The sequence below is a fragment of the Mesorhizobium sp. WSM4808 genome, from assembly GCF_055811675.1.
Genome location: NZ_JBVVQX010000016.1, coordinates 72911 through 92664 on the forward strand (window position 1 = coordinate 72911; position 19754 = coordinate 92664).

The window sequence follows — 19754 nt, forward strand, 5'->3', positions numbered from 1 at the left end:
ACCGATCGGATCAGCGCGCCGCATGCCTGGCCAGCGCATGCTCGATCAGCACGTCGATGGTCTGGCTGTAGCCGATGCCTGACGCCGCCAGCGCCTTGGCATACATCGAGATGTCGGTGAAGCCGGGAATGGTGTTGACCTCGTTGACGAGCAGGCTGCCATCGGCGCGCAGGAAGAAATCGACGCGCGCCATGGCTTCGCAGCCAAGCGCCTGGAACGCCTGCCGCGCCATATCCCTGGCCTTCTCGGCCACATCGGTCGGGACATCGGCGGGCACCTTGACCAGCGCGCCGTCGGCATCGAGATATTTTGCCTCATAGGTGTAGAAGCCGTGCTTGCCGGCCGGAATGATCTCGCCGGGCAGCGACACCGTCAGCGACCCGTCGGCGCGCTCCAGCACCGAGAACTCGATCTCGCGGCCCTCGACGAACTCCTCGATCAACACTTTGCCGTCGTAGCGGAAAGCCGTGTCGATGGCCTGCTCGAAGCCATCCCTGTCATTCACCTTGCTGACCCCGAAGGACGAGCCCTGGCGCGCCGGCTTGGCGAAGAACGGCAGGCCGAGCGCCCCGGCAATCTCCTGGAAGGAATGCTTGCCGTTTCGATGCACGGTGACGGAGCGGGCAACCGCCAATCCCGCCTCGCGCATCAGCCGCTTGGCGACATCCTTGTCCATGGCCGCGGCCGACGCGAGGATGCCGCAGCCGACATAGGCTACATCGGCGACCTCGGCATAGCCCTGCACCGAGCCGTCCTCGCCGAACGGCCCGTGCAGCACCGGGAACACGACGTCGATGGGGGGCAGGTCAGGCTGCGTACCATCCCGCGAGACGGCGACCAGCCGGCCCTTGCCGCCGGGCAGCAGCGCGACCTCGGCACCATCTTCGGATGCCGGCGCCCCTGCCGCGTCATCAAGTTGTTGCAGCAGCCATCTGCCGCTTTTGGTAATGGCGATCGGCACGATGTCGTAGCGCGTCCGGTCGATCGCCTTCAGCACATTGGCGGCCGAAAGGCGCGACACGTCATGCTCGGCCGAACGCCCGCCATAGAGGATGGCCACTCTTGTCTTACCGGTCATCGAAATCCCTCGACTGTCAAAAAAATCACATGGCGACGGCAATGCCGCGATTGGCGAAGAAGCGGTCGAAATCGGCCGGCGCCAACACTGCGTCTGCCTGTGTGGCGGGGTCATGGCCGGACGGGTTGTGGAAGAGGAAACCCTGGTTGGATGCCGCCGTGACCAGCACCAGATGACCGCCCTTCGAGGGCGGCTCTCGCTCGGGCCAGCGGATCGAACTGCTGACCGACGCGATGAAGAAGCGCGTCCGCTGCATGATCGCCGGAATCTCCGCCGTCGCGACATTGGTCACCACCTCGGCCCGGAGTCCAAAAACCTCTTTCACGAAGCTGACGAAGGGCGCGTAGATCAGCCCCTTGATCGATCCCCCGTTGACGACATAGCCGCCATATAAGGTGCAGCGCTTGGCAAGCTCGATCGTCGGCACGATCTCGCCGCGGCTGGCGAGGATCATCTTCAGGCACGCCATGCCGCAGATGTTGGCCGCCCAGGCCGCATACTCATCGAGGGTCTCCGCCCCGGATCGCCGCCACAGCGGATCGCGCCTGAGCGCAACATCCGCGCCGTCGGCGAGCACGTCCAGCGTCAGGTCGGGCGTCTCCCACTGGCTGAAAAACGGCACGGTTTCAGGCAATGGGCTCATGCGGACTTCCTCGGGCGGCTGGCTCCATCTCGTATACGAGGATACGAGATGGATGAAAAGCCGCTTAGGCCCGTTTAGGTGTGGCGAGCCGTGCGCCGCCGCCTACTCGGCCTTCGTCCAGCCGAAAACCAGCCAAGCATATTTCGATTTTTCGTCGGGTTCGACAGTGTAGGTCATCTGCATGTCGCCGTCCTTGGCGTAGATATCCAGCCTTGGCGCCGTCTCTAGCTTGAGCCACGCCGAACTGTTGCTGAAGGACCAGGTTCCGCACCAGACGCAAGGCCCCGACGTCGGATCACCCGGCTGATGAAAATTGTAGCGGCCGTCCGCCGTGATCTCCAGATAGTCGAACGCGCCGTAAAACGCGGTCACTGTCTGCTGGAACTCGTTGGCGGCCGCTTCTTGTTCCGGCGTCGGCGCATCCTTCATATCGCGCGGCGGCCGGATGGCTCCGCCGTTGAGTTTCCATTTGCCGACAAAATCCTTCTGGGTCGGAAGATATTCCTCCTGCGCCTGCGCCGATGAAACATAAGCAAAAGGTGATATACTTGTGAGGCCCACGGCCCCGATCGCAAATAAAAGCGTGGCGGCACAGATCGCCCTTGTTGGGTTTTGCATAAAAAATGTATCTCCAAGGGGGTAAGGGGAGTTTTATTGAGGATTTGCAGCGCGCGTTGCTTCCATACCGATTCCCGCCCGCCATTTGCACGGTTAGCATCGGGGCCACCAATCTGGCAACGCAAGGCAACTTCTCTCAGGCATCGCATGCGCCCGCGATCCGGCCGGCTGAATATCGGCAGCTTAGAAGGTGATCTTCACCGAAGCGGCGCTGCGACTATGCGGACCGTGATGGACGGCCTCGATGTTGTTGCCGTCGGGATCGAGCAGGAAGGCGGCGTAATAGCCGGGATGATAGGGCCGTTCGCCCGGCGCGCCATTGTCCGTGCCGCCAGCCGCCAGTCCGGCCTTGTAGAAGGCGTCGACCATGGCGTGGTCCCTTGCCTGGAAAGCCAGGTGATGGCGACCGGTGAGTTTTCCCTGTGCGGCCCGGCTGTCGGCAGTGGAGACAAACAGCTCGTCGGCCCAGAAAAAATCGTCGCCGATCCCACCGATCGGAACATCGATCGCCTGCAGGACCGCCTCGTAGAAACGCCGGCTGGCCGGGAGATCCCTGACCACCAGTTGGATGTGGTCGATGAGCCGGCCGCGATGCAATTCCTGGGTTTCCATAAAGATGCCTCCTCGTGAGGTTCGAATTTAGGTTCGGACAGGGCGTCGTCAATGCGGATACTTGTTCTATCCAGCAAACAAAAAGCCCGCCGGGAGGGGAGCCGGCGGGCCTTTGGAAAGGATGTCTAGCCTTCAGGGGTCTGAGGGGGGATCAGACCTGGTAAGAACCTTCGTTGGCCGCGGAGGTTCCACCCGAACAAAAAATTGCCGATGGCCCGTCGAAACCGCGGAAGCGGTGGAGGCGATTTCTTCGCGAGAGCACTCACAGTTTGGAACTTTCCGCTCACAACCGGGTTGGGTGCCCCGGTGGGAGGAATTGCGATTGGACTGTTTTCAGAGGCTCGAAGCGCTGGTCGATAGCGCCGGTGTCGACGATATCGAGGAAGCAACCGCTCTGCTGCGCCGGTTCAAGGGCAGGTCGCGCGAGGTCGCGGCAGCCATCGATGAGTTCATGCTCGATTTCATGACGTTGGTCTTCGTCGTCGAAAACGGCGAAGCAGGTTTCGAAAAGCCGGTCCGCAAGCTTGCTCGCACCAGGCTTTCAAAGCTTGAGCGGCTGGTGACTGTGATGGCGGAGGAAAAGCCGGCCTCCGGAGCCGGCCTATCCCTTTAGGATGGCGGCTAGCCTTGGAATGCCTTCGCTCACCGCGCGCCGGTCGGCGAGCGTGAAGGACAGCCGCAGCGTGTTGCGCCCGGTGCCGTCGGCATAAAAGGCGCTGCCCGGCACGAAGGCCACCCGCCCTTCTTTCACCGACCGCGCCAGAAGCTCGGTGGCGTCGGCCCCTTCCGGCAACGTTACCCAGACGAACATGCCGCCTTCCGGGCGGCTCCAGGTCACGCCTTCCGGCATATTGGATTCCAGTGCCGAGAGCAGCCCGTCGCGGCGCTCGCGATAGGCGCCGATAAGTTTTTCCACCTGGCCGTCGAAGACGGCTTCGGCGACACGATGCATCACCACCTGGTTGATCGACGGGCTGTGCAGGTCCGAGGCCTGCTTCATCAGCACCAGTTTCTCGACGATGTGGCGCGGGGCGCAAACCCAGCCGACGCGCATGCCCGGCGACAGTATCTTCGAGAACGAGCCGCAATAGAGCGTGCGCGCCTTGTCGATGCCGCCGGACCTGATGCAGTCGAGCGCCAGGATCGGCGGCACGCCGTCGCCGTCATAGCGCAGCGCGCGATAGGCGGCATCCTCGATGACGGCGATGTCGAGTTCGCCGGCAAGGTCGAGCACCGCTTTGCGCTGCTCACGGTTCAGCGTGTTGCCGGTCGGGTTGGCGAAATCCGGCACCAGATAGGCGAATTTGGCCTTGCCGCCATTTGCTGCCGCTGCCGCGCGATAGGCATCGGGCGTCATGTTGCCGCCGGCCGGGGTCAGCCGGTCGTAGCGAGGCTCATAGGCGTTGAAAGCCTGCAGCGCGCCGAGATAAGTCGGCCACGTCACCAGCGCGGTATCGCCCGGCGACAGGAACAGTTTGCCGAGATAGTCCAGCGCCTGCTGCGAGCCGGAGGTGATGAAGATATTGGCCTCGTCACAGGCGACGCCGAGCTTGCCCATCTGCCCGGCGAGCCAGCGCCGCAACGGCAGGTAGCCTTCCGAGACCTGGTACTGCAGCACCGCACCCGCCTCCGCGCCGCCCAGCACCGAAGCATAGGCGTCACGGATCGCCTCGGCCGGGAACAGCGCCGGATCGGGAATACCACCGGCGAACGAAATGATGTCCGGCTGGTCGAGCAGCTTCAGGAGCTCGCGGATTTCGGACGCTTTCATGCGCGACGAGCGCGAAGCCAACAGATTCATAAGGGTCACGACACGCCTCCCCAGACGCTGCAATATAGGTCAACTTGGCTGACCTATATCAGTCTTTGCCGGCGCTTTGAATAGGGCCTGAAAGCCGTCCGCTATGCGCCAGCCGCTGGCCGGGCGGGACGGGGGCGGGAAACTACAAGGTTCTCTTATAGCCGAGATGGCTGCCGGTGAAGCCGAGGCTCTCATAGAAGCGGTGCGCGTCCGCGCGCGACCTGTCGGTGGTCAACTGGACGAGGCCGCAGCCGCGCACCCGGCACGCATCGATCGCCCATTCGATCATCAGCCTGCCGACGCCCCCCGAGCGCCGGTGGCCGGCAACCCGAACCGCCTCGATCTGGCCGCGCCACGCGCCCTTGCGCGAGAGCCCGGCCAGGAAAGATATCTGCAAGGTGCCGATCACTTCGCCGCCATCCACGGCCACCGCCAGCAGCTGATTGGGATCGGCGTCGATGGCCTTGAAAGCATCGATATAGCCTTGCGCCAGCGGCAAGGAGGCGTCCTCGCGGCCGGCGCCAAGCGGATCGTCGGCCAGCATCGCGACGATATCAGGCAGGTCGGAGGCCTGCGCACGGCGGAAGGTGATCATGGTGTCGAGATATCGCGAGGCGGCGGCAACGGCAAGGTGCCCTCTCCCTTCCCCCTTGTGGGGGAAGGTGGATCGGCGCGTCGGCGCCGAGACGGATGAGGGGTGTTCCAGCGGAGTGAGGCGTTGGCGTTCCCTGAAACACCCCTCATCCGACCCCGCTTCGCGAGGCCACCGCCCTGGGGCGAACCACTGGTCTCGCCCCGTCCTTCGGACCCACGAGGGGAGAAGGGAAAGGCGCGAATTACACCCCGCCCTCATACGCCAGCTGCGCCTGCGTCAGCGCGTCATCAAGTCTCGCACCCTCGGCATATCTAGCCAGATTCTGCGGCCGCTCCACACCGGGCAGCAGCCTCGGACACGGCTCGGCGGCGCCGACCACCATCCGCACCGGGATGACGCCGGCCCACACCGGATGCCCGTAATCCTCCTCGTCGTCGGCGACCCCCTTAGCGCGCACTTTGGCTGATGCCTCTTCGATGCGCATGCCGATCACCGTCGTCGCCTTGGCCTCCTGCACCGAGATCGGCCGCAGAGTCTCGCTCCGGCCGGGGTAGAAGCGGTCGACGACGCCGGCCAGCGCCTTCAGTTTCTCATCAGGCTCATCGATGATCCGCGCCGTGCCGAAACACATCGCCGAGCGGTAATTGGCGGAATGGTTGAAGCCCGAGCGCGCCAGCACCAGCCCGTCGAGATGCGACACCGTCAGACACGCCGGCGTGCCGTCGCGCAGATTGCGCAGCATGCGGCTGGCCGACGAGCCGTGCCAGTAGAGCATGTCGTCCTCGCGCCAGTGGATGGTCGGCGTGCAATAGGGCTGGCCGTCGAACGTATAGGCGACATGGCACAGCAGCCCGGCATCCAGCACCGCGAAGACTGCCGCATGGTCGTAGCTGCCGCGCTCGTGCAGGCGCTTGACGCGGTTGCGGCTGGTGGTCGGAAAGCTGGCTGGCGTGTCGTTCACGGCTTGCATCCTTGGTTGTTGTCTGCCAACCATGCGCCATGACATTGGTTGATAAAAGAACCAATCCGATGAAGAAAAAACAGACCAATTTGCCGGATTGGTCGGCGCTGATCCCGGTCCTCCCGGGCGACGGCCCGCGCAGCCGCGAGCTTTATGCGGCGCTCAGGCGGCTGATCGAGACCGGCGCGCTGGCCGCCGGGGCCAAATTGCCGACCACCCGGGATCTCGCACAGCGCTTCGGCCTATCGCGTTCGGCGGCGGTTGCCTGTTTTGAAATGCTGGTCTCGGAAGGCTTCGCCGTCGCCAGGATCGGTGCCGGAACCTTCGTCGCGCCTGACGTGCCGCATCTGCCGACAACACTGGTCAAGCCACGGCCACCCGAGATCGATGCCGCCACCTCGCTGCCTTGCGGCCTTGGCGTGGCGGTGTCCGATCCGCGCACGCTTAATTTGTTTCGCATCCTTCTGTCGCGCCACCTCGCTCGCCCCGGGCCGGAGCATTTCCGCTATGGCGATCCGCGCGGCGGCCTGCCGCTGCGCACGGCAATTGCCACCTATCTCAGGACCGCACGCGGCGTGCGCTGCGATGCCGGCCAGATCGTGCTGACTTCGGGCACGCAGCAGGGGCTGGATCTTCTGGTGCGCGCCGCGCTCAGCCCCGGCGATGCCGTCTGGATCGAAAACCCCTGCTATCCCATGGCGCAGGCCGTGCTGGCCGGCAGCGGCGCCAGGGTTTTTGGGGTACCGGTCGACGCGGAAGGGCTCGATCCCGAGATCGGCGAAAGCCTGTGCTCCAAGGCGCGCGCGGCCTATGTCACGCCCTCGCATCAATATCCGCTCGGCGTGACGATGACGATGCGCCGCCGTCTCGCTTTGCTCGACTGGGCTCGGCGCATCGATGCCTGGATCATCGAGGACGACTACGACAGCGAGTTCCGCTATGCCGGCCCGCCGCTGACCTCGCTGCAGGGCATGGACGGTTCAGACCGTGTCGCCTATCTCGGCACCTTCTCGAAAATCCTCTTCCCCGGCCTGCGCATCGGCTATGTCGTGGTGCCCGAAGCGCTGCTCGATGCCGTGATGGCGGTCAGGGCGCGCTCCGACCGCTTCCCCTCGACGCTGGCCGAAGGCGCGCTGACCGACCTGTTGAACGAAGGCCATTTCGCCGCGCATCTCCGGCGCGTGCGCCGCCGCGTCCAGGCCGCGCGCGACGTCCTGGTCGCCGGCCTCGAGGCGCATTGCGGCGATGCCCTCGAAGTAACCGTGCCCGAACAGGGGTTGCATTTGATGGCGACGCTGAAGGACGCCGGGCCGGACACCGCGATCGTCGAGGCGGCGAAGGCGGCGGGTGTCGGCGCCAGGGCCTTGTCCTCAATGTTCATCGGCGGGGCGCCTCGGCAAGGTCTGGTGCTGGGTTTTTCGGGGTTTTCGGACGAGGAGTTGATGGCCGCGACGGTGCGACTGGGTGGGGTGGTTCGGCAGCAAGCCCGGTGAGCCAACGAGAACCGCCTCATTGGTGCGCCGGCATCGAACTGTAGAGCCCCGTCAATCCCCATCCGCTGGCCCGGCCTTGCCGCACTGCGCCAGCACCTTGCCGATGGCCGCGCTGGAGCCCTTCAGCGGAAAGCTGATCTCGCCATATTTGGCTGAACTGACCGACACATCGCCTTTGCCGCGCAGCAGGTCGAGCAGCGGATCGGCTTTCGCCAGATTGACCACGAAGTAGTTGTACATGGCCTCCAGCTGCAGTGTCTTCGTTACCGTCTTGCCGTCGGCCTTGAACGCGAACGAACCGCTGATGCCAGGTTCCAGCTGCTGGCCGGCGGCACCGAGATCGTAGCTCAGCACTGGCGTGTCGAAACAGGTGAGCATCATATGCGCATCGCCTTTCGGCCCGCCGCAGACCGAAGCCGTCAGCACGCTGCCGCCCTCGTCTTCCTCCATCTTGGCGCTCCAGCCACCGCACGACGCGGCAAACGCCGGCTGCGCGGCCTGCACGACGGCCAAGGCACCAGCGACGATGAGATGTGCAACTCTCATGACTCCCCCAATTGACTGCCTCCAGGGCATTTGCAGCGCCCGTCGGCAGCATATAGGAAAAGCGATCCGATGGCATTGCCCGTTGCGGCAGCCGGTCCTGTTTCGTGGAGAGTTGGATTGAGAGCCTGCGTTCGCCTGTGTCTGTCCTTTGCCGCCCTGCTTGCCTCGCCGCTCACCGCTCGTGCCGAGTGGAAGCCGGTCGAGAAAATCGAGCCCTACGCGATCTCGGGCCGGTCCGGCGCCGAACTCTACCGCTCGATCGGCGAGAAAGGGCCAAAGCTCGGCATTGCCCGCGCCATCGCCTACACCAATTTCAAGCTGACCTGGGGGTTAAGGGACTACAAGCCCAGTGGCAAGGACTGCGTGCTGACGGCCGGGCGGCCGAAGCTGATCGTCACCTACACCTTGCCAAAACCCTCCGGCTCCCTGCCGCCCGCCGTCCAGAAGAACTGGGAAACTTTCATCGCCGGCGTCGCCGCCCATGAGAAGGTGCATGGCGCCAGCATGGTCCAGATGGTCCACGACATCCAAGCCGCGACGAACGGCCTGACCGTCGCCGACGATCCCAAATGCAGCAAGACAAGGGCCGAGGTGGTCAAGCGGCTCGACGCAATCTCGAAGGCGCGGGTGCTGGCAAGCCGCGATTTCGACCGCGTCGAATTCGGCGATGGCGGCAATTTACAGAAACTGGTTTTTTCGCTCGTGACCGGCCCCTGACTGGAGCGGACCGCAGTCCGAAGTTGACGGCAGTGCTATCTTCGACCGCTGGCGCAGGCCGCTTCGCCCAGCTCACCGCGTTTCAGCGCTCGCCCTCAGCTCCGCCCGCTTCTCGTCCGAGACGACGGCCAGATCCAGCACCTTCTGCAATTCGGCGGCATGGCGGAAGGACGGTTCGGCCTGCACGCCGGATCGCACCGCGTCAGTGAAACGCTGGTAGTTGGTCGGCACCGTGCCGGCGTCGAGCTCTTCCCATATGGCGTTCTCGACGTTTTCGCCGATGCAAGCCTTGAGCGTCGAACCATCCAGATTGTGCACCACTTCGATGCCGCCCTTCTCGCCATAGATGCGCAGGCGCAGCTCGTTGAGATGGCCAGTCGCCCAGCGGCTGGCATGCACCACGCCGAAGGCGCCGTTGGAAAAGTCCAGCGTCATGGCGAAGCTGTCATTGGCGTCTAGCCCGTAGTCGCCGATGCGGTTGCCGGGCGCCTTGTCGAAGGCGCGCAGCCGGCAGAAGACATGGTCGATGTCGACGGCTGCGCCATAGCTGGCGAAATCGAGGATGTGGATGCCGACATCGCCAAGCACGCCATTGGAGCCGTGGCCGCGTGACAGGCGCCACAGCCATTTCGGATCGGTGCGCCAGTCGCCCCAGAATTTCGACACCAGCCAGCTTTGCAGGTAGGACGCCTCGACATGCCTGACGGTGCCGATCTCGCCCGCCTGCACCATCTGGCGGGCCTTCTGCAGCGCCGGCACATTGCGATAGGTGAGGTTCACCATGTTGACGATGCCGGCGGCCTCTGCGGCGTCGGCCATCTCGGTCGCCTGGCCATAGTTTTCGGCCAGCGGCTTCTCGCACAGCACCGGCTTGCCGGCGGCGACCAGCGCCATGGTGGTCGGGTGGTGGATGCGGTCCGGCGTGACATTGGCCACCGCGTCGAACTCACCCCATGTCAGCGCCTCATCCAGCGCGGTAAAGCGGTTGGGAATGTCAAAACTGTCGGCGAACTCGCCGACCCGTGCCGGATCGACATCGACCGCGCCGACGATGTCGACGCCGTCGATGGCGGTGAAGCGCCGCGCATGTTCCTGCGCCATCCAGCCGGTGCCGAGTATCAAAAGCCGCATTCTTTGCTCCTTGGGGTGAGATGCCGGGATCCCCTCCCGACCGACGCCCTCAAATAGCGCGTATGATGCCGCCGTCGACCCGGATGTTCTGGCCGGTGATGTAGCCGGCGCCTTCGGACGCCAGGAAGGCGATGGTCGCGGCGACCTCTTCCGAGGTTCCGTAGCGCTGCATCGGCACGCTGTCGCGGCGCTCCTCGGTGGCCGGCAGGCTGTCGATCCAGCCGGGCAGCACATTGTTCATGCGCACATTGTCAGCGGCATAGGTGTTGGCGAAGATCTTGGTGTAGGCGGCAAGCCCGGCGCGGAACACAGCGGACGTCGGAAACATCGGGCTCGGCTCGATCACCCAGGCGGTCGAGATGTTGATGATGGCGCCGCCCTTCTGCTTGACCATCTGCGGCGCCACGATGCGCACCGGACGGATGACGTTCAGCAGATAGACATCCATGCCGGTGTGCCATTGCTCGTCGGTGATTTCGAGGATCGGCGCGCGCGGCCCGTGGCCGCCGCTGTTGACCAGCACGTCGATGCGGCCAAAACGTTCGAGCGTCAGGTCGACGAGACGCTGCAGATCTTCATTGGATTGGTTGGAGCCGGTGACGCCCAGCCCGCCCAATTCCCCAGCCAGCGCCTCGCCCTTTCCGGACGACGAAAGAATGGCGACCTTGAAGCCGTCCGCCGCCAGCCGCTTGGCCGCCGCCGCACCCATGCCGCTGCCGCCGGCCACCACCACAGCTACTTTTTCTACACTCATCGGATTTTCCTCTCAGGGTTTGCGGGCACCGCAACGGTGTTTTCGGGAGCTGAGCGTTGATATAGCTGGTTTTCCCCGCTGGTTCGAACCAGAATGCCTGAAACAACCTGTAGAAAAACTCCTGCATGCCCGAAGCCTTCCTCAGCCTGCCGCCGTTGAATGCGCTGCGCGCCTTCGAAGCCTCGGCGCGTTATCTCAACTTCCGCATCGCCGCCGAAGAGCTCAATGTCACGCAAGGGGCGGTCGCCCAGCACATTCGCGGGCTGGAAGCCGATCTCGGCACAAAGCTGTTCGAGCGGCTGCCGCGCGGCCTGGCGCTGACCGATGAGGGCCGCGCCTAGGTCCCCAATATCCGCCGCGCCTTCGACCTGATCTCGGAGGCGACGCTGCTGCTTCGTCCCGAGCCGGCGCGGCTGACGATCAGCGTGACGCCGAGCTTCGCTACCAAATGGCTGATCCCGAGATTGCACGACTTCGTCGCGCACAACCCGCTGGTCGATTTGCGCGTGCTGGCCAGCGAGAGCCTATCGAGCTTTCAAGCCGATGGCGTCGACATCGCGGTCAGGCAAGGCCGCCCGCCCTTCGGCGCTGGGCTGATCGTCGACCTGCTGTTTCCCCAGCAGATCGTCGCCGTCTGCAGCCCGGCCTTGCTGCCGGAAGGTGTTGCTGAAATCGCAGCCTCCGAAATCCAGCACCATGTGCTGCTGCACGATGCCCACAATCTGTGGCCGGAATTCATGGAGAAAGCGGTCGGCCTGAAGATGTCGACCGAATTGAAACGGATGCGCTTCAACCAGACGGGTCTGGCCATCGACGCGGCCGTCGCCGGCCAGGGCATTGCGCTGGCCAGCCGCTTCCTCGTAGCCGCTGATCTCGCCACGGGCCGCCTGGTTCAGCCCGTCAGCGGCGAAATGCGCGGCACGCAGGATTTTTATGTCGTGATGCCGAGAAAACAGCGCCACCCCGAGCCGACGCAAGCCGTGCGGCAACGGTTGCTGGATGCGGGAGAAAGGCCGCCGCTCTAGATCGGCAGCAAGGCGTCGGGCTTCACATTGGCGATCGAAGCGTAGGTGTGTGTCTCCCGCACCCCAGGCAGCGGCAGGATGACGCGCTGCAGGAAATCCTGGAACATCGCCATGTCGGCGATGCGCGCCTTGACCAGATAGTCGAAGCCGCCGACCACCATGTGGCATTCGATGATCTCGGGCGCCCGCAGAACCGCCTCGGCGAAGCGGTCGAACACATGCGGCGCCGTGTGGTCGAGCCGCACCTCGATGAAGACGAGCTGCGCCTGCCCGATCCGAGCAGGATCGAGCACCGCGCGCACGGCGCGGATGAAGCCTTCGGCGAACAGCCGCTTGACGCGCTGCGTCGCCCCGGTCGGCGACAGACCGACCCGGCGCGCCAGATCGAGCGTCGTGCGGCGGCCGTCCTCCTGCAACAAACGCAGCAGCGAGCGGTCGATACGGTCGAGATCGTCCATTTCAGGATTCACACTTTTTGAGCAGAACAAACGTGATAATCACGCCAAAATAGCAAAAGCAGTATATTTCTTCACGCTCCCGGATCGCAATACCGTTGTCGTGCAACCGACAACGAAAGCGTATCCCATGACATCAGCGATATCGACCTCCCGCAGCGCCCAGGCCAAGGGTGACATGCCCGTACTCATCCTGAGCGAGGCCGAGGTGAAAACCTGCATCGACCTGCGCCAGCTTCTCGACGTGCTCGCCGGCGGCTTCAAGGCCTTGTCCGGCGGCAAGGTGGTCAATCCGGCACGGCCGCAGCTCGATGTTCCGCAGGCCGGCTATTCGCTGGCGATGTCGGCATGGATAGCGGGCATGCATCTGACGGTGAAGATCGTCAACGTCTTCGAGGGCAACGTCGCCAAAGGCATCCCCAGCCACCTCGCCACCATCCATCTGTTCGACCCGCAGACGGGCATGCCGGTCTGCGTCATGGATGGCACCTACATCACCGCCGTGCGCACCTCCGGCTCGGCCGTGCTTTCGGTGCGTGAACTCGCCCGCCGCGACGCCAAGGTCGCAACGGTGGTCGGCGCCGGTGTGCAGGCCGGCCAGCATCTGCATCTTTTGCCGCTGGTGCGCGATTTCGCCGAAATCCGCGTTGTCTCCAAGGAATTTTCAGATGCGCAAGCACTTGCCGCGCAACATCCGGGTGTCGTTGCCGTCGCCGATATAGAGGCCGCGGTGCGCTCGTCCGACGTCGTCTGCCTGGCAACGCATTCCTATGCGCCGGTGACCTCGGCCGACTGGGTGCGGCCCGGCACTACATCTCATCGGTCGGCGTCGCCCCGCCCGGCGGCGAATTGCCGGTCGAACTTATCAGCCGGGCCAGCCTGTTCGTCGAGACCAGGGACGCCTTTGCTCCGACGCCGGTCGGCTCTTGCGAACTGGCGGGCATTGATCCGAAAGCCGGAATCGAGCTCGGCGACATGCTGCTCGGGCGGCGGACGGGACGGGTCAGCGCCGATCAGGTCACCGTCTACAAGGCCATGGGCGTCGCCATGGAAGACATGGTGGCCGCCGATCTCGCCTACCGCGAGGCGGTTCGGCGGGGAATGGGACGTGTAGTTGCGCTGTAGCGGAGCCGCTCAATTGTTGGAGCCAGCGCCGCCCGTCGATAGGATCGTCCTTCTCCCCGTTTACGGGGAGAAGATGGCGGCAGCCAGATGAGGGGCGGCACCAACGTGGAGGGTTGGGACCAGCCCCTACCCCTCCACCGTCTCCAGCACGCTCAGCAGCGCGCCCTCCATGTCAGGCTCGTCGCCGGAGCAGACGCACAGCATCTCGGCGTCGCCCTCGCCCACCGACAGGTAGGCGTGACCCATGGTGGAATCGATATAGACGCTGTCGCCCTGTTTCAGCCGCACCGGCGCGTACTGGTCGGTGTGCAGCTCGATCTCGCCCTTGAGCACGATCAAAAATTCCTCGCCGGCATGCCTGGTCAGCGGCCCGAATTCCTGCGGCGTGCGGGCGCGCGCATAGGCGTGGATCGGTACCATGCGCTTGCGCACCAGATCGGTGGCCAGATAGCGGTAATCGTAGTTGCGGGTCAGCTGGCGCAGCGTGTTGGACTGAGAGGTCACCGAGCGGCGGGTGCGCGCAGCCGGCTGCTTGCGGTCGCCGCTGAGCAGCTCGGTGACATGGATGCTCAGCCCCTCGCAGATCTGCAGCAGCTTGTCGTAGCTCAGCGACATCTGGTCGTTCTCGACTTTGGACAGCGTCGACACCGCGACGCCGGTCAGCGTGCTGACCTCCTGCAAGGTCCAGCCATGCGTCTTTCTCAAGCCGCGCAGACAATCACCGAGGTTCGGTTGCTCCGACATCGTCAGCTCCTGGCGCGGCCACTGAGCCGCTTCTTCACCCTTGGTAGTCCAACTCCCTGCCGCCATCAACAACGCTAATATTTTCTTATACGCTAAATATTGACTGGATACGAAATTATTTCTACCCCTAGAGCATGCAGTCCAAGTCTCTCCAAAAAATCGTCGTCATCGGCGGCGGCATTGCCGGCCTTTCGCTGGCGGCGGCCGTGCAATCCTGGGCCGAGATCACCGTGCTCGAGCGCGAGCTGCATCTCGGCTACCACGCCAGCGGCCGCTCCGCGGCGCTGTTTTCCGAAACCTATGGCAATGCGCTGGTGCGGGCGCTATCGCTGGCCAGCCGGCAGGCGATCATCGATGGCGGCTTCGCCGCCCACCGGCGCGGCGCGCTGCACGTCGGCGGTGTCGAAGACAGTGCAGCCGTCGACCGCATGGCGGCCGAGATGCAGGCGCTGGTGCCGAGCGTACGGCGCCTGTCGGCCACGGAAGTCACCGCGCTGGTGCCGGTCATCGCCACGGCAACCACCTGCGGCGGCGTCCATGAACCCGGCGCGCTCGATGTCGACACGGGAAAGATGCTTGCGGCTTCAGCCTCCGCGCTCAAGGCCGGCGGCGGCGTGATCCGCACCGGCCAGGAAGTGCTGGAGATTTCTCGCGTCGCAAACGGCTTCAGCGTCACCACCAGTGCCGGCGCCTACCAGGCCGACATCGTCGTCGACGCCGCTGGCGCCTGGGTCGATGTCGTCGCCGGGCTGGCCGGTCTCTCCGGTCTCGGCTTCCGGCCGAAGCGCCGCACCGCCTTCCTGTTCGATCCACCCGCCGGCACGGACATCAGCGCCTGGCCGCTGGTGGTCGATTTGCATGAACAATTCTACTTCAAGCCCGATGCCGGCAGGTTGATCGGCTCGCTGGCCGACGAGACCGATTCCGAACCCTGCGACGCCTTTCCGGAAGACATCGACGTCGCCATCGCCGTCGACCGCATCGAACAGGCGACGTCGCTGCGCATCGGCCGTCCGTCGACGCCGTGGGCTGGCCTGCGCACCTTTTCGCCCGACCGCACGCCGGTCATCGGTTTCGACCCGCGCCTGCCCGGCTTCTTCTGGCTTGGCGGCCAGGGCGGCTACGGCTTCCAGGTGTCGCTGACGCTGGCGCGGCTGGGTGCGGCGCTGCTGCGCGGCCAGCCGCTGCCGGACGATCTCACGGCACGCGGTATCACCTCCGCCGCGCTTGCGCCCGACCGTTTCATCACCCCGGCGGCGACGCCATGAACTTCACCGGCCTGCCCTTCCCTCAACCCGTAAAGTGTCATCAGGAGCGTTTGCGATGAAATCCGTTCTGCGCGCAGTCCTTACCTCGTCCTTGCTGGCCTCGTCCGTCCTTCTTGGCGGACAGGCCTACGCCAAAACCCTGGTCTATTGCTCGGAAGCCAATCCCGAAACCTTCAACCCGGCGATCGGCACGGCGGACTCCACCATGGATGCCGCCGCCAAGACGATCTTCAACCGGCTGGTCGAGTTCAAGCCTGGCACCACCGAGGTCGGGCCGGCGCTGGCCGAAAGCTGGGAGGTCTCAGCCGACGGCAAGATCTACACGTTCCACCTACGCCACGGCGTGAAATTCCAGTCGAACGACCACTTTACACCGTCGCGCGAGTTCAATGCCGACGACGTGCTGTACACCTTCAACCGCCAGCGCGACGCCAGCAATCCCTACCACAAGCTCGGCGGCGGCGCTTACGAGTACTTCAACGCACTGGGCATGGGCTCGCTGATCGACAAGATCGACAAGGTCGACGACCACACCGTGCGCTTCTCCCTGACGGCGGCCAACGTCACCTTCCTGCCCGGCATTGCGCTCGACTATCTCTCTATCCTGTCGTTGGAGCAGACCGAAAAGATGGTCGCCGCCGGCACGCCGGAACTGATCGATAGCGAGCCCGTCGGCACCGGCCCGTTCGTGCTGCAGGCCTATGTGCCCGACAGCCAGATCCGCTACGCCGCCAACAAGGATTACTGGCGCGGCGCGCCGAAGATCGACACGCTGGTGTTCGCCGTCACGCCCGAACCGACCACGCGCGTCGAGCGTCTCAAGGCCAATGAGTGCCAAGTCGCCGCCCCGCCCCCGCCCAGTGCAGTCGCCGATTTGCGCACCGATCCCGACATCACCGTGCTCGACCTCAAGGGCCAGAACATCGGCATTCTCGGCTTCAATGTCGAACACCAGCCGCTCGGCGATGTGCGCGTGCGCATGGCGCTGGCCAAGGCCGTCGACCGCAAGGCGATCGTCGACGCCGTCTATGCCGGCGCCGGCACGGTCGCCGGCAGCGTCGTGCCGCCGGCGCAGATCGGGGCCGTCACCGACGCCGGCATCGACTATGACCCGGATGGCGCGAAGGCGCTGCTGAAGGAAGCCGGCCACGAAAGCGACCTGAAAATCAGCCTGTGGGCGATGCCGGTATCGCGGCCCTACAATCCCAATGCCAAGCGCATGGCCGAGATGATCCAGGCCGACTGGGCGAAAGTCGGCGTCAAGGCCGAGATCGTCAGCTTTGAATGGGGCGAATATCTCAAGCGCACCGCGGCGGGCGAACAGGACGCCTATCTGCTCGGCGGCAGCAGCGACAATGGCGACCCCGACAACATGCTGAGCTACCTGCTGTCCTGCGACGGCGTGAAGGGCGGCTCCAACCGCTCGCGCTGGTGCGATCCGGCCTTCGAGAAGCTGCTGCAGGACGGTCGCGTCGCCGCCGATCCGAAACAGCGCGCCGACATCTACGCCAGGGCGCAAGCGATCCTGAAGGTCGAGGTGCCGGTGGCGCCGATCGCCCATTCGGTGGTGGCGATCCCGATCCGCAAGAGCGTGCTCAACTACGTGCTCGACCCCTTCGGCCGGCAGAACTTTGCCGCCGTCGATATGGCGGAGTGAAGCTTGGCGACCCTGCCCTCGGGCTCGGCCCGGGGACGCATCGACGTCTACGAAACCAGCAATTTAGCGGCGAAAGCAGAATCCATGCGTGAAGACCTCAACGCTCTCCTCAAAGCCTATCTCACCGATGGCGCGGTGGGCGCATCACTCGCATACTCCACTGGCGCCGCACCAACCGCCATCACCGTCGGCCTCGCCGACCGGGAGCATGGCGTTGCCGTCTCGCCCGACCGCCTGTTCAAGATCGGCAGTTGCACCAAGACCTTCGTCGCCGCCGCATTGGTCAAGCTCGCTCAGGACGGCAAGCTCGAGCTCGGCGCACCGATCGCCTCCTGGTTTCCCGACCTCCCAGGAGCAAAAGACATTTCGGTGCGCCAGCTGATCAACCACCGCAGCGGCCTGCCCGAGTTCGAATATTACATTCCGATGGATCCGAGCCGGCAATGGACGCCGCAACAGCTGGTCGACATAGCCTTCGTTTCCGACAAGCAGAAGGCGCCGGGCGGGCCCGCCGTCTACAACAACACCGGCTATGTTCTGGCCGGCATGGTGATCGAGGCTGTCTCCGGCCAGTCGCTGGGCGGTTATGTCAGAAGCGCGGTGCTGCACCCGCTCGGCCTGACAAACACCTGGTCGCCGGCCACCGAGGCCTTTCCGGAGAAATCGATGGTACGCGGCTATTACCACCGGCCGCCGCCGGCGGCGAATGCGCCCGCCGATATCGCCTCGGGCGGCGAGATGTGGCGCATGGACGGCGTGCTGCCCTATTCCGACGGCTTGCAGGATTCTTCCGATTCCTTCCCGTTCGGCGCTGCCTATGGCTGTGGCGACATGGTGTCGACGCCGTCCGACATGGTGGGTTTCATGCGCGGCCTGTTTTCCGGAAAGCTGCTGTCGCCACCGTTCTTCGCCGAGATGTTTGAGCACCGTGTGCCGGCAAGCTTTCCAGGCACCCGCATGCGCGAAACCGGTGCCGGCATGTTCCAGAGCATCTATGCCGACCGCGCCTTCTACGGCCACCAGGGCAGCATTCCCGGCTATGTCGCCGTGATGCTGCACGATCCGATCTCGGGGTTGACCATCGCCATGACCAGCAATGTCGGCTCCGGCAACCGGCTGTCCTTCCAGGCCAGTGGCCTCCATCCGGTGGTCGATAAGGCAATCCAGATCATTCTGGAAAACTAGCCGCAAAAGATCGCCACGGCGGCAGCGACGATCGCCGCGTTGTCCTTCGCCACAGTTCCATCGGCGAGCGTATTGCCGTCTTCCAGACCGACCCGTGTCGACCAGCGCTTGCGATGCGCAAGCTTGACGAAGGGCCAGACAGTTGCATCGACGCCATGCAGCAGGATCGGCCGCCGTACCCCGGCGCGCTCGAGCACGGCGACGATGCCATGCGCTTCGTCGAGTGCAGCGGACAGGTCCGGGATGTCGATCTCGATCAGAATGCGCAGCACCTGGTCGTGGCCGGGAAGCGCTACGAAGCGCTCGGCATCGGCGACGACGGCAAGCCCCGCCTCGATGCCGACACCACGCTGGCGCAGCAGTTCCATCACGGCGGGCGCATCCGGTTCGGACAGGTTGACCGAAGCATAGTCGGGCAGGTCTCGCCAGCCGGCGATCGCCGTGCGGGTCCGCTCGACGTCGTTCTCGATCCAGGCGCCGGTCGACACGCCGACCAGTGTTCCCGGGCAGGTCCGGCGCACCGCCAGCACGGTGGCGTCGACGGCTGCCAGGCTTTCGCGCCCGTCAGTGCCGCGCGGATGGATGTGCAGTTCGGCCGCTCCAGCGGCGACGCAGGCTGCCGCATCGCTGGCCATTGCCTCGGCAGTCAGCGGCAGCTTCGGGTGGAAATCGCGCACGCGCGCGCCGTTGATGCAGGCCTGGACGATCATCGGTCTCACCTTGCGCAGGAAGTTGACAGTCTAATCACGCGGCGGTGAAGCCGCCAATCTCCCCCGTGTGGGGGAGATCTTCAATCTCATCAAGCGTGCAGGCTGCGAAACAGATCGAAAATCTGATTGTTCAGGTCGGCAGGACAGCGCCCCCCTTTATCCTGCCGGACATCTCCCCCACGGGGGGAGATTGGCAGCATCAACGCCGCGCGCCTCCCCGCAACATTCGGCGGCATTTGAATAAAAGCCGCTTGTGGATATTTACCCGGCGTTCCCTCGTCTCCGGCAAGGTCTTCTAGGGCGGGATCATGGAGGGACCATTGACCAGCGATTTTTCAGCCGCCCGCATCCACCTCGAACGAGCCTATCATTATCTGCAAGGCAACGACGAGACGAGTCGCGCGGCCTGTGAAGCGCTCGATCTGTTGATCGAAGCGGTGACGGAAGCGCAGCACAGGCGACCCGAGGCTGGAGTGCTGGAGTTTCCGCAATCGACGGCGCGCCGAACCGGATAGAATGCGGGGGGGGGGTTTGGGGGGGGGGGGGGGGGGGGGGAGACCCCCCCCCCCCCGGGGGGGGGGGGGGGGGGGGGGGGCGCCGGGCGGGGGGGGGGGGGGCGCGGGGGGGGGGGGGGCG

The 19754-nt window shown here is 64.8% G+C and carries 21 protein-coding genes and 2 pseudogenes; 10 read left to right on the top strand and 13 right to left on the bottom strand.

Annotated elements, in window-relative coordinates; translation table 11 throughout:
• Positions 1 to 10 precede the first annotated feature (10 nt).
• The 4 genes from AC0L2U_RS25875 to AC0L2U_RS25890 form a co-directional block, all read right to left on the bottom strand.
• Positions 11 to 1078 carry a D-alanine--D-alanine ligase family protein gene (locus AC0L2U_RS25875; RefSeq protein ID WP_127809854.1) on the bottom strand — a complete coding sequence of 356 codons (1068 nt, stop codon included), beginning with the start codon at positions 1076 to 1078 and terminating at the stop codon, positions 11 to 13.
• Positions 1079 to 1103: 25 nt separating this feature from the next.
• Complete coding sequence (locus tag AC0L2U_RS25880) at positions 1104 to 1721, bottom strand: C39 family peptidase (RefSeq protein WP_128364374.1); 618 nt, start codon at positions 1719 to 1721, stop codon at positions 1104 to 1106.
• Positions 1722 to 1823: 102 nt separating this feature from the next.
• A complete protein-coding gene (locus AC0L2U_RS25885) occupies positions 1824 to 2339 on the bottom strand; it encodes a hypothetical protein (RefSeq protein WP_127319408.1) in 516 nt (171 codons plus the stop codon).
• 183 nt (positions 2340 to 2522) lie between these two features.
• The gene (locus AC0L2U_RS25890) at positions 2523 to 2951 is read right to left on the bottom strand and encodes a VOC family protein (RefSeq protein ID WP_127809852.1); all 429 of its coding nucleotides are present in this window, start codon (positions 2949 to 2951) and stop codon (positions 2523 to 2525) included.
• A 322-nt stretch (positions 2952 to 3273) separates the two neighbouring features.
• Here AC0L2U_RS25890 and AC0L2U_RS25895 point away from each other — a divergent pair, with 322 nt between their 5' ends.
• Positions 3274 to 3564 carry a hypothetical protein gene (locus AC0L2U_RS25895; protein ID WP_245481704.1) on the top strand — a complete coding sequence of 97 codons (291 nt, stop codon included), beginning with the start codon at positions 3274 to 3276 and terminating at the stop codon, positions 3562 to 3564.
• On the opposite strand, the gene AC0L2U_RS25900 is transcribed toward AC0L2U_RS25895, so the two are convergent.
• From AC0L2U_RS25900 to AC0L2U_RS25910, 3 genes are all read right to left on the bottom strand, one after another.
• A complete protein-coding gene (locus tag AC0L2U_RS25900) occupies positions 3553 to 4752 on the bottom strand; it encodes an aminotransferase-like domain-containing protein (protein ID WP_473602860.1) in 1200 nt (399 codons plus the stop codon). The two genes, AC0L2U_RS25895 and AC0L2U_RS25900, sit on opposite strands and share 12 nt — an antisense overlap.
• 142 nt (positions 4753 to 4894) lie before the next feature.
• On the bottom strand, positions 4895 to 5347 hold the full coding sequence (locus AC0L2U_RS25905; protein WP_292662198.1) for a GNAT family N-acetyltransferase: 453 nt from the start codon (positions 5345 to 5347) through the stop codon (positions 4895 to 4897).
• A 241-nt stretch (positions 5348 to 5588) separates the two neighbouring features.
• Positions 5589 to 6341 carry a pyridoxamine 5'-phosphate oxidase family protein gene (locus AC0L2U_RS25910; protein ID WP_292662194.1) on the bottom strand — a complete coding sequence of 251 codons (753 nt, stop codon included), beginning with the start codon at positions 6339 to 6341 and terminating at the stop codon, positions 5589 to 5591.
• Between the two features lie 35 nt (positions 6342 to 6376).
• On the opposite strand from AC0L2U_RS25910, the gene pdxR reads away from it, so the two are divergent.
• Positions 6377 to 7801 (top strand): MocR-like pyridoxine biosynthesis transcription factor PdxR, encoded by a 1425-nt coding sequence (pdxR, locus tag AC0L2U_RS25915; protein ID WP_127809848.1) that lies wholly within the window; start codon positions 6377 to 6379, stop codon positions 7799 to 7801.
• Between the two features lie 51 nt (positions 7802 to 7852).
• On the opposite strand, the gene AC0L2U_RS25920 is transcribed toward pdxR, so the two are convergent.
• Entirely contained in the window at positions 7853 to 8347 is a 495-nt protein-coding gene (locus AC0L2U_RS25920) for a hypothetical protein (RefSeq protein ID WP_245466480.1), read from the bottom strand.
• A gap of 117 nt (positions 8348 to 8464) precedes the next feature.
• On the opposite strand from AC0L2U_RS25920, the gene AC0L2U_RS25925 reads away from it, so the two are divergent.
• Positions 8465 to 9064 carry a DUF922 domain-containing Zn-dependent protease gene (locus AC0L2U_RS25925; protein WP_127809847.1) on the top strand — a complete coding sequence of 200 codons (600 nt, stop codon included), beginning with the start codon at positions 8465 to 8467 and terminating at the stop codon, positions 9062 to 9064.
• Positions 9065 to 9136: 72 nt separating this feature from the next.
• Here the strand turns inward: AC0L2U_RS25925 and AC0L2U_RS25930 are convergent, their stop codons facing one another.
• Positions 9137 to 10195, bottom strand: a complete 1059-nt coding sequence (locus AC0L2U_RS25930) for a Gfo/Idh/MocA family protein (protein WP_473602834.1) — start codon at positions 10193 to 10195, stop codon at positions 9137 to 9139.
• A 49-nt stretch (positions 10196 to 10244) separates the two neighbouring features.
• Positions 10245 to 10949, bottom strand: a complete 705-nt coding sequence (locus AC0L2U_RS25935) for an SDR family oxidoreductase (protein WP_473602835.1) — start codon at positions 10947 to 10949, stop codon at positions 10245 to 10247.
• Positions 10950 to 11074: 125 nt separating this feature from the next.
• Here AC0L2U_RS25935 and AC0L2U_RS25940 point away from each other — a divergent pair.
• Positions 11075 to 11974: pseudogene (locus AC0L2U_RS25940) on the top strand (LysR substrate-binding domain-containing protein).
• On the opposite strand, the gene AC0L2U_RS25945 reads toward AC0L2U_RS25940, so the two are convergent.
• Positions 11971 to 12432, bottom strand: a complete 462-nt coding sequence (locus tag AC0L2U_RS25945) for an Lrp/AsnC ligand binding domain-containing protein (RefSeq protein WP_023813853.1) — start codon at positions 12430 to 12432, stop codon at positions 11971 to 11973. The pseudogene AC0L2U_RS25940 and the gene AC0L2U_RS25945 overlap by 4 nt on opposite strands.
• A gap of 175 nt (positions 12433 to 12607) precedes the next feature.
• Between AC0L2U_RS25945 and AC0L2U_RS25950 the strand changes: the two are divergent.
• Together AC0L2U_RS25950 and AC0L2U_RS25955 are read left to right on the top strand one after the other, a co-directional pair.
• Positions 12608 to 13183: pseudogene (locus AC0L2U_RS25950) on the top strand (ornithine cyclodeaminase family protein); the annotation flags it as partial.
• 95 nt (positions 13184 to 13278) lie between these two features.
• Complete coding sequence (locus AC0L2U_RS25955) at positions 13279 to 13554, top strand: hypothetical protein (protein WP_473602861.1); 276 nt, start codon at positions 13279 to 13281, stop codon at positions 13552 to 13554.
• A 126-nt stretch (positions 13555 to 13680) separates the two neighbouring features.
• Here AC0L2U_RS25955 and AC0L2U_RS25960 read toward each other — a convergent pair whose 3' ends face one another.
• Positions 13681 to 14298, bottom strand: a complete 618-nt coding sequence (locus AC0L2U_RS25960; RefSeq protein ID WP_127327778.1) for a helix-turn-helix domain-containing protein — start codon at positions 14296 to 14298, stop codon at positions 13681 to 13683.
• 134 nt (positions 14299 to 14432) lie between these two features.
• Between AC0L2U_RS25960 and AC0L2U_RS25965 the strand changes: the two genes are divergently transcribed.
• Genes AC0L2U_RS25965 through AC0L2U_RS25975 form a run of 3 tightly spaced genes read left to right on the top strand, consistent with a single transcriptional unit; the run spans position 14433 to position 18408 of the window.
• A complete protein-coding gene (locus AC0L2U_RS25965) occupies positions 14433 to 15566 on the top strand; it encodes an NAD(P)/FAD-dependent oxidoreductase (RefSeq protein WP_127809841.1) in 1134 nt (377 codons plus the stop codon).
• A 55-nt stretch (positions 15567 to 15621) separates the two neighbouring features.
• Positions 15622 to 17223, top strand: a complete 1602-nt coding sequence (locus tag AC0L2U_RS25970) for an ABC transporter substrate-binding protein (RefSeq protein WP_128289770.1) — start codon at positions 15622 to 15624, stop codon at positions 17221 to 17223.
• A gap of 3 nt (positions 17224 to 17226) precedes the next feature.
• Positions 17227 to 18408, top strand: a complete 1182-nt coding sequence (locus tag AC0L2U_RS25975; protein ID WP_292635983.1) for a serine hydrolase domain-containing protein — start codon at positions 17227 to 17229, stop codon at positions 18406 to 18408.
• Here AC0L2U_RS25975 and AC0L2U_RS25980 read toward each other — a convergent pair.
• Positions 18405 to 19118 (bottom strand): 3-keto-5-aminohexanoate cleavage protein, encoded by a 714-nt coding sequence (locus AC0L2U_RS25980; RefSeq protein WP_127327775.1) that lies wholly within the window; start codon positions 19116 to 19118, stop codon positions 18405 to 18407. The two genes, AC0L2U_RS25975 and AC0L2U_RS25980, sit on opposite strands and share 4 nt — an antisense overlap.
• A 320-nt stretch (positions 19119 to 19438) precedes the next feature.
• Here AC0L2U_RS25980 and AC0L2U_RS25985 point away from each other — a divergent pair, with 320 nt between their 5' ends.
• Positions 19439 to 19633 (top strand): hypothetical protein, encoded by a 195-nt coding sequence (locus tag AC0L2U_RS25985; RefSeq protein WP_164748793.1) that lies wholly within the window; start codon positions 19439 to 19441, stop codon positions 19631 to 19633.
• Positions 19634 to 19754 lie beyond the last annotated feature (121 nt).

Coding starts and splice junctions, on each gene's coding strand:
- AC0L2U_RS25875 (WP_127809854.1), bottom strand. CDS start 1,078: ATGACCGGTAAGACAAGAGTGGCCATCCTCTATGGCGGGCGTTCGGCC.
- AC0L2U_RS25965 (WP_127809841.1), top strand. CDS start 14,433: ATGCAGTCCAAGTCTCTCCAAAAAATCGTCGTCATCGGCGGCGGCATT.
- AC0L2U_RS25980 (WP_127327775.1), bottom strand. CDS start 19,118: ATGATCGTCCAGGCCTGCATCAACGGCGCGCGCGTGCGCGATTTCCAC.
- AC0L2U_RS25970 (WP_128289770.1), top strand. CDS start 15,622: ATGAAATCCGTTCTGCGCGCAGTCCTTACCTCGTCCTTGCTGGCCTCG.
- AC0L2U_RS25960 (WP_127327778.1), bottom strand. CDS start 14,298: ATGTCGGAGCAACCGAACCTCGGTGATTGTCTGCGCGGCTTGAGAAAG.
- AC0L2U_RS25935 (WP_473602835.1), bottom strand. CDS start 10,949: ATGAGTGTAGAAAAAGTAGCTGTGGTGGTGGCCGGCGGCAGCGGCATG.
- AC0L2U_RS25910 (WP_292662194.1), bottom strand. CDS start 6,341: ATGGTTGGCAGACAACAACCAAGGATGCAAGCCGTGAACGACACGCCA.
- AC0L2U_RS25890 (WP_127809852.1), bottom strand. CDS start 2,951: ATGGAAACCCAGGAATTGCATCGCGGCCGGCTCATCGACCACATCCAA.
- AC0L2U_RS25905 (WP_292662198.1), bottom strand. CDS start 5,347: ATGATCACCTTCCGCCGTGCGCAGGCCTCCGACCTGCCTGATATCGTC.
- AC0L2U_RS25920 (WP_245466480.1), bottom strand. CDS start 8,347: ATGAGAGTTGCACATCTCATCGTCGCTGGTGCCTTGGCCGTCGTGCAG.
- AC0L2U_RS25945 (WP_023813853.1), bottom strand. CDS start 12,432: ATGGACGATCTCGACCGTATCGACCGCTCGCTGCTGCGTTTGTTGCAG.
- AC0L2U_RS25885 (WP_127319408.1), bottom strand. CDS start 2,339: ATGCAAAACCCAACAAGGGCGATCTGTGCCGCCACGCTTTTATTTGCG.
- AC0L2U_RS25930 (WP_473602834.1), bottom strand. CDS start 10,195: ATGCGGCTTTTGATACTCGGCACCGGCTGGATGGCGCAGGAACATGCG.
- AC0L2U_RS25900 (WP_473602860.1), bottom strand. CDS start 4,752: ATGAATCTGTTGGCTTCGCGCTCGTCGCGCATGAAAGCGTCCGAAATC.
- pdxR (WP_127809848.1), top strand. CDS start 6,377: ATGAAGAAAAAACAGACCAATTTGCCGGATTGGTCGGCGCTGATCCCG.
- AC0L2U_RS25880 (WP_128364374.1), bottom strand. CDS start 1,721: ATGAGCCCATTGCCTGAAACCGTGCCGTTTTTCAGCCAGTGGGAGACG.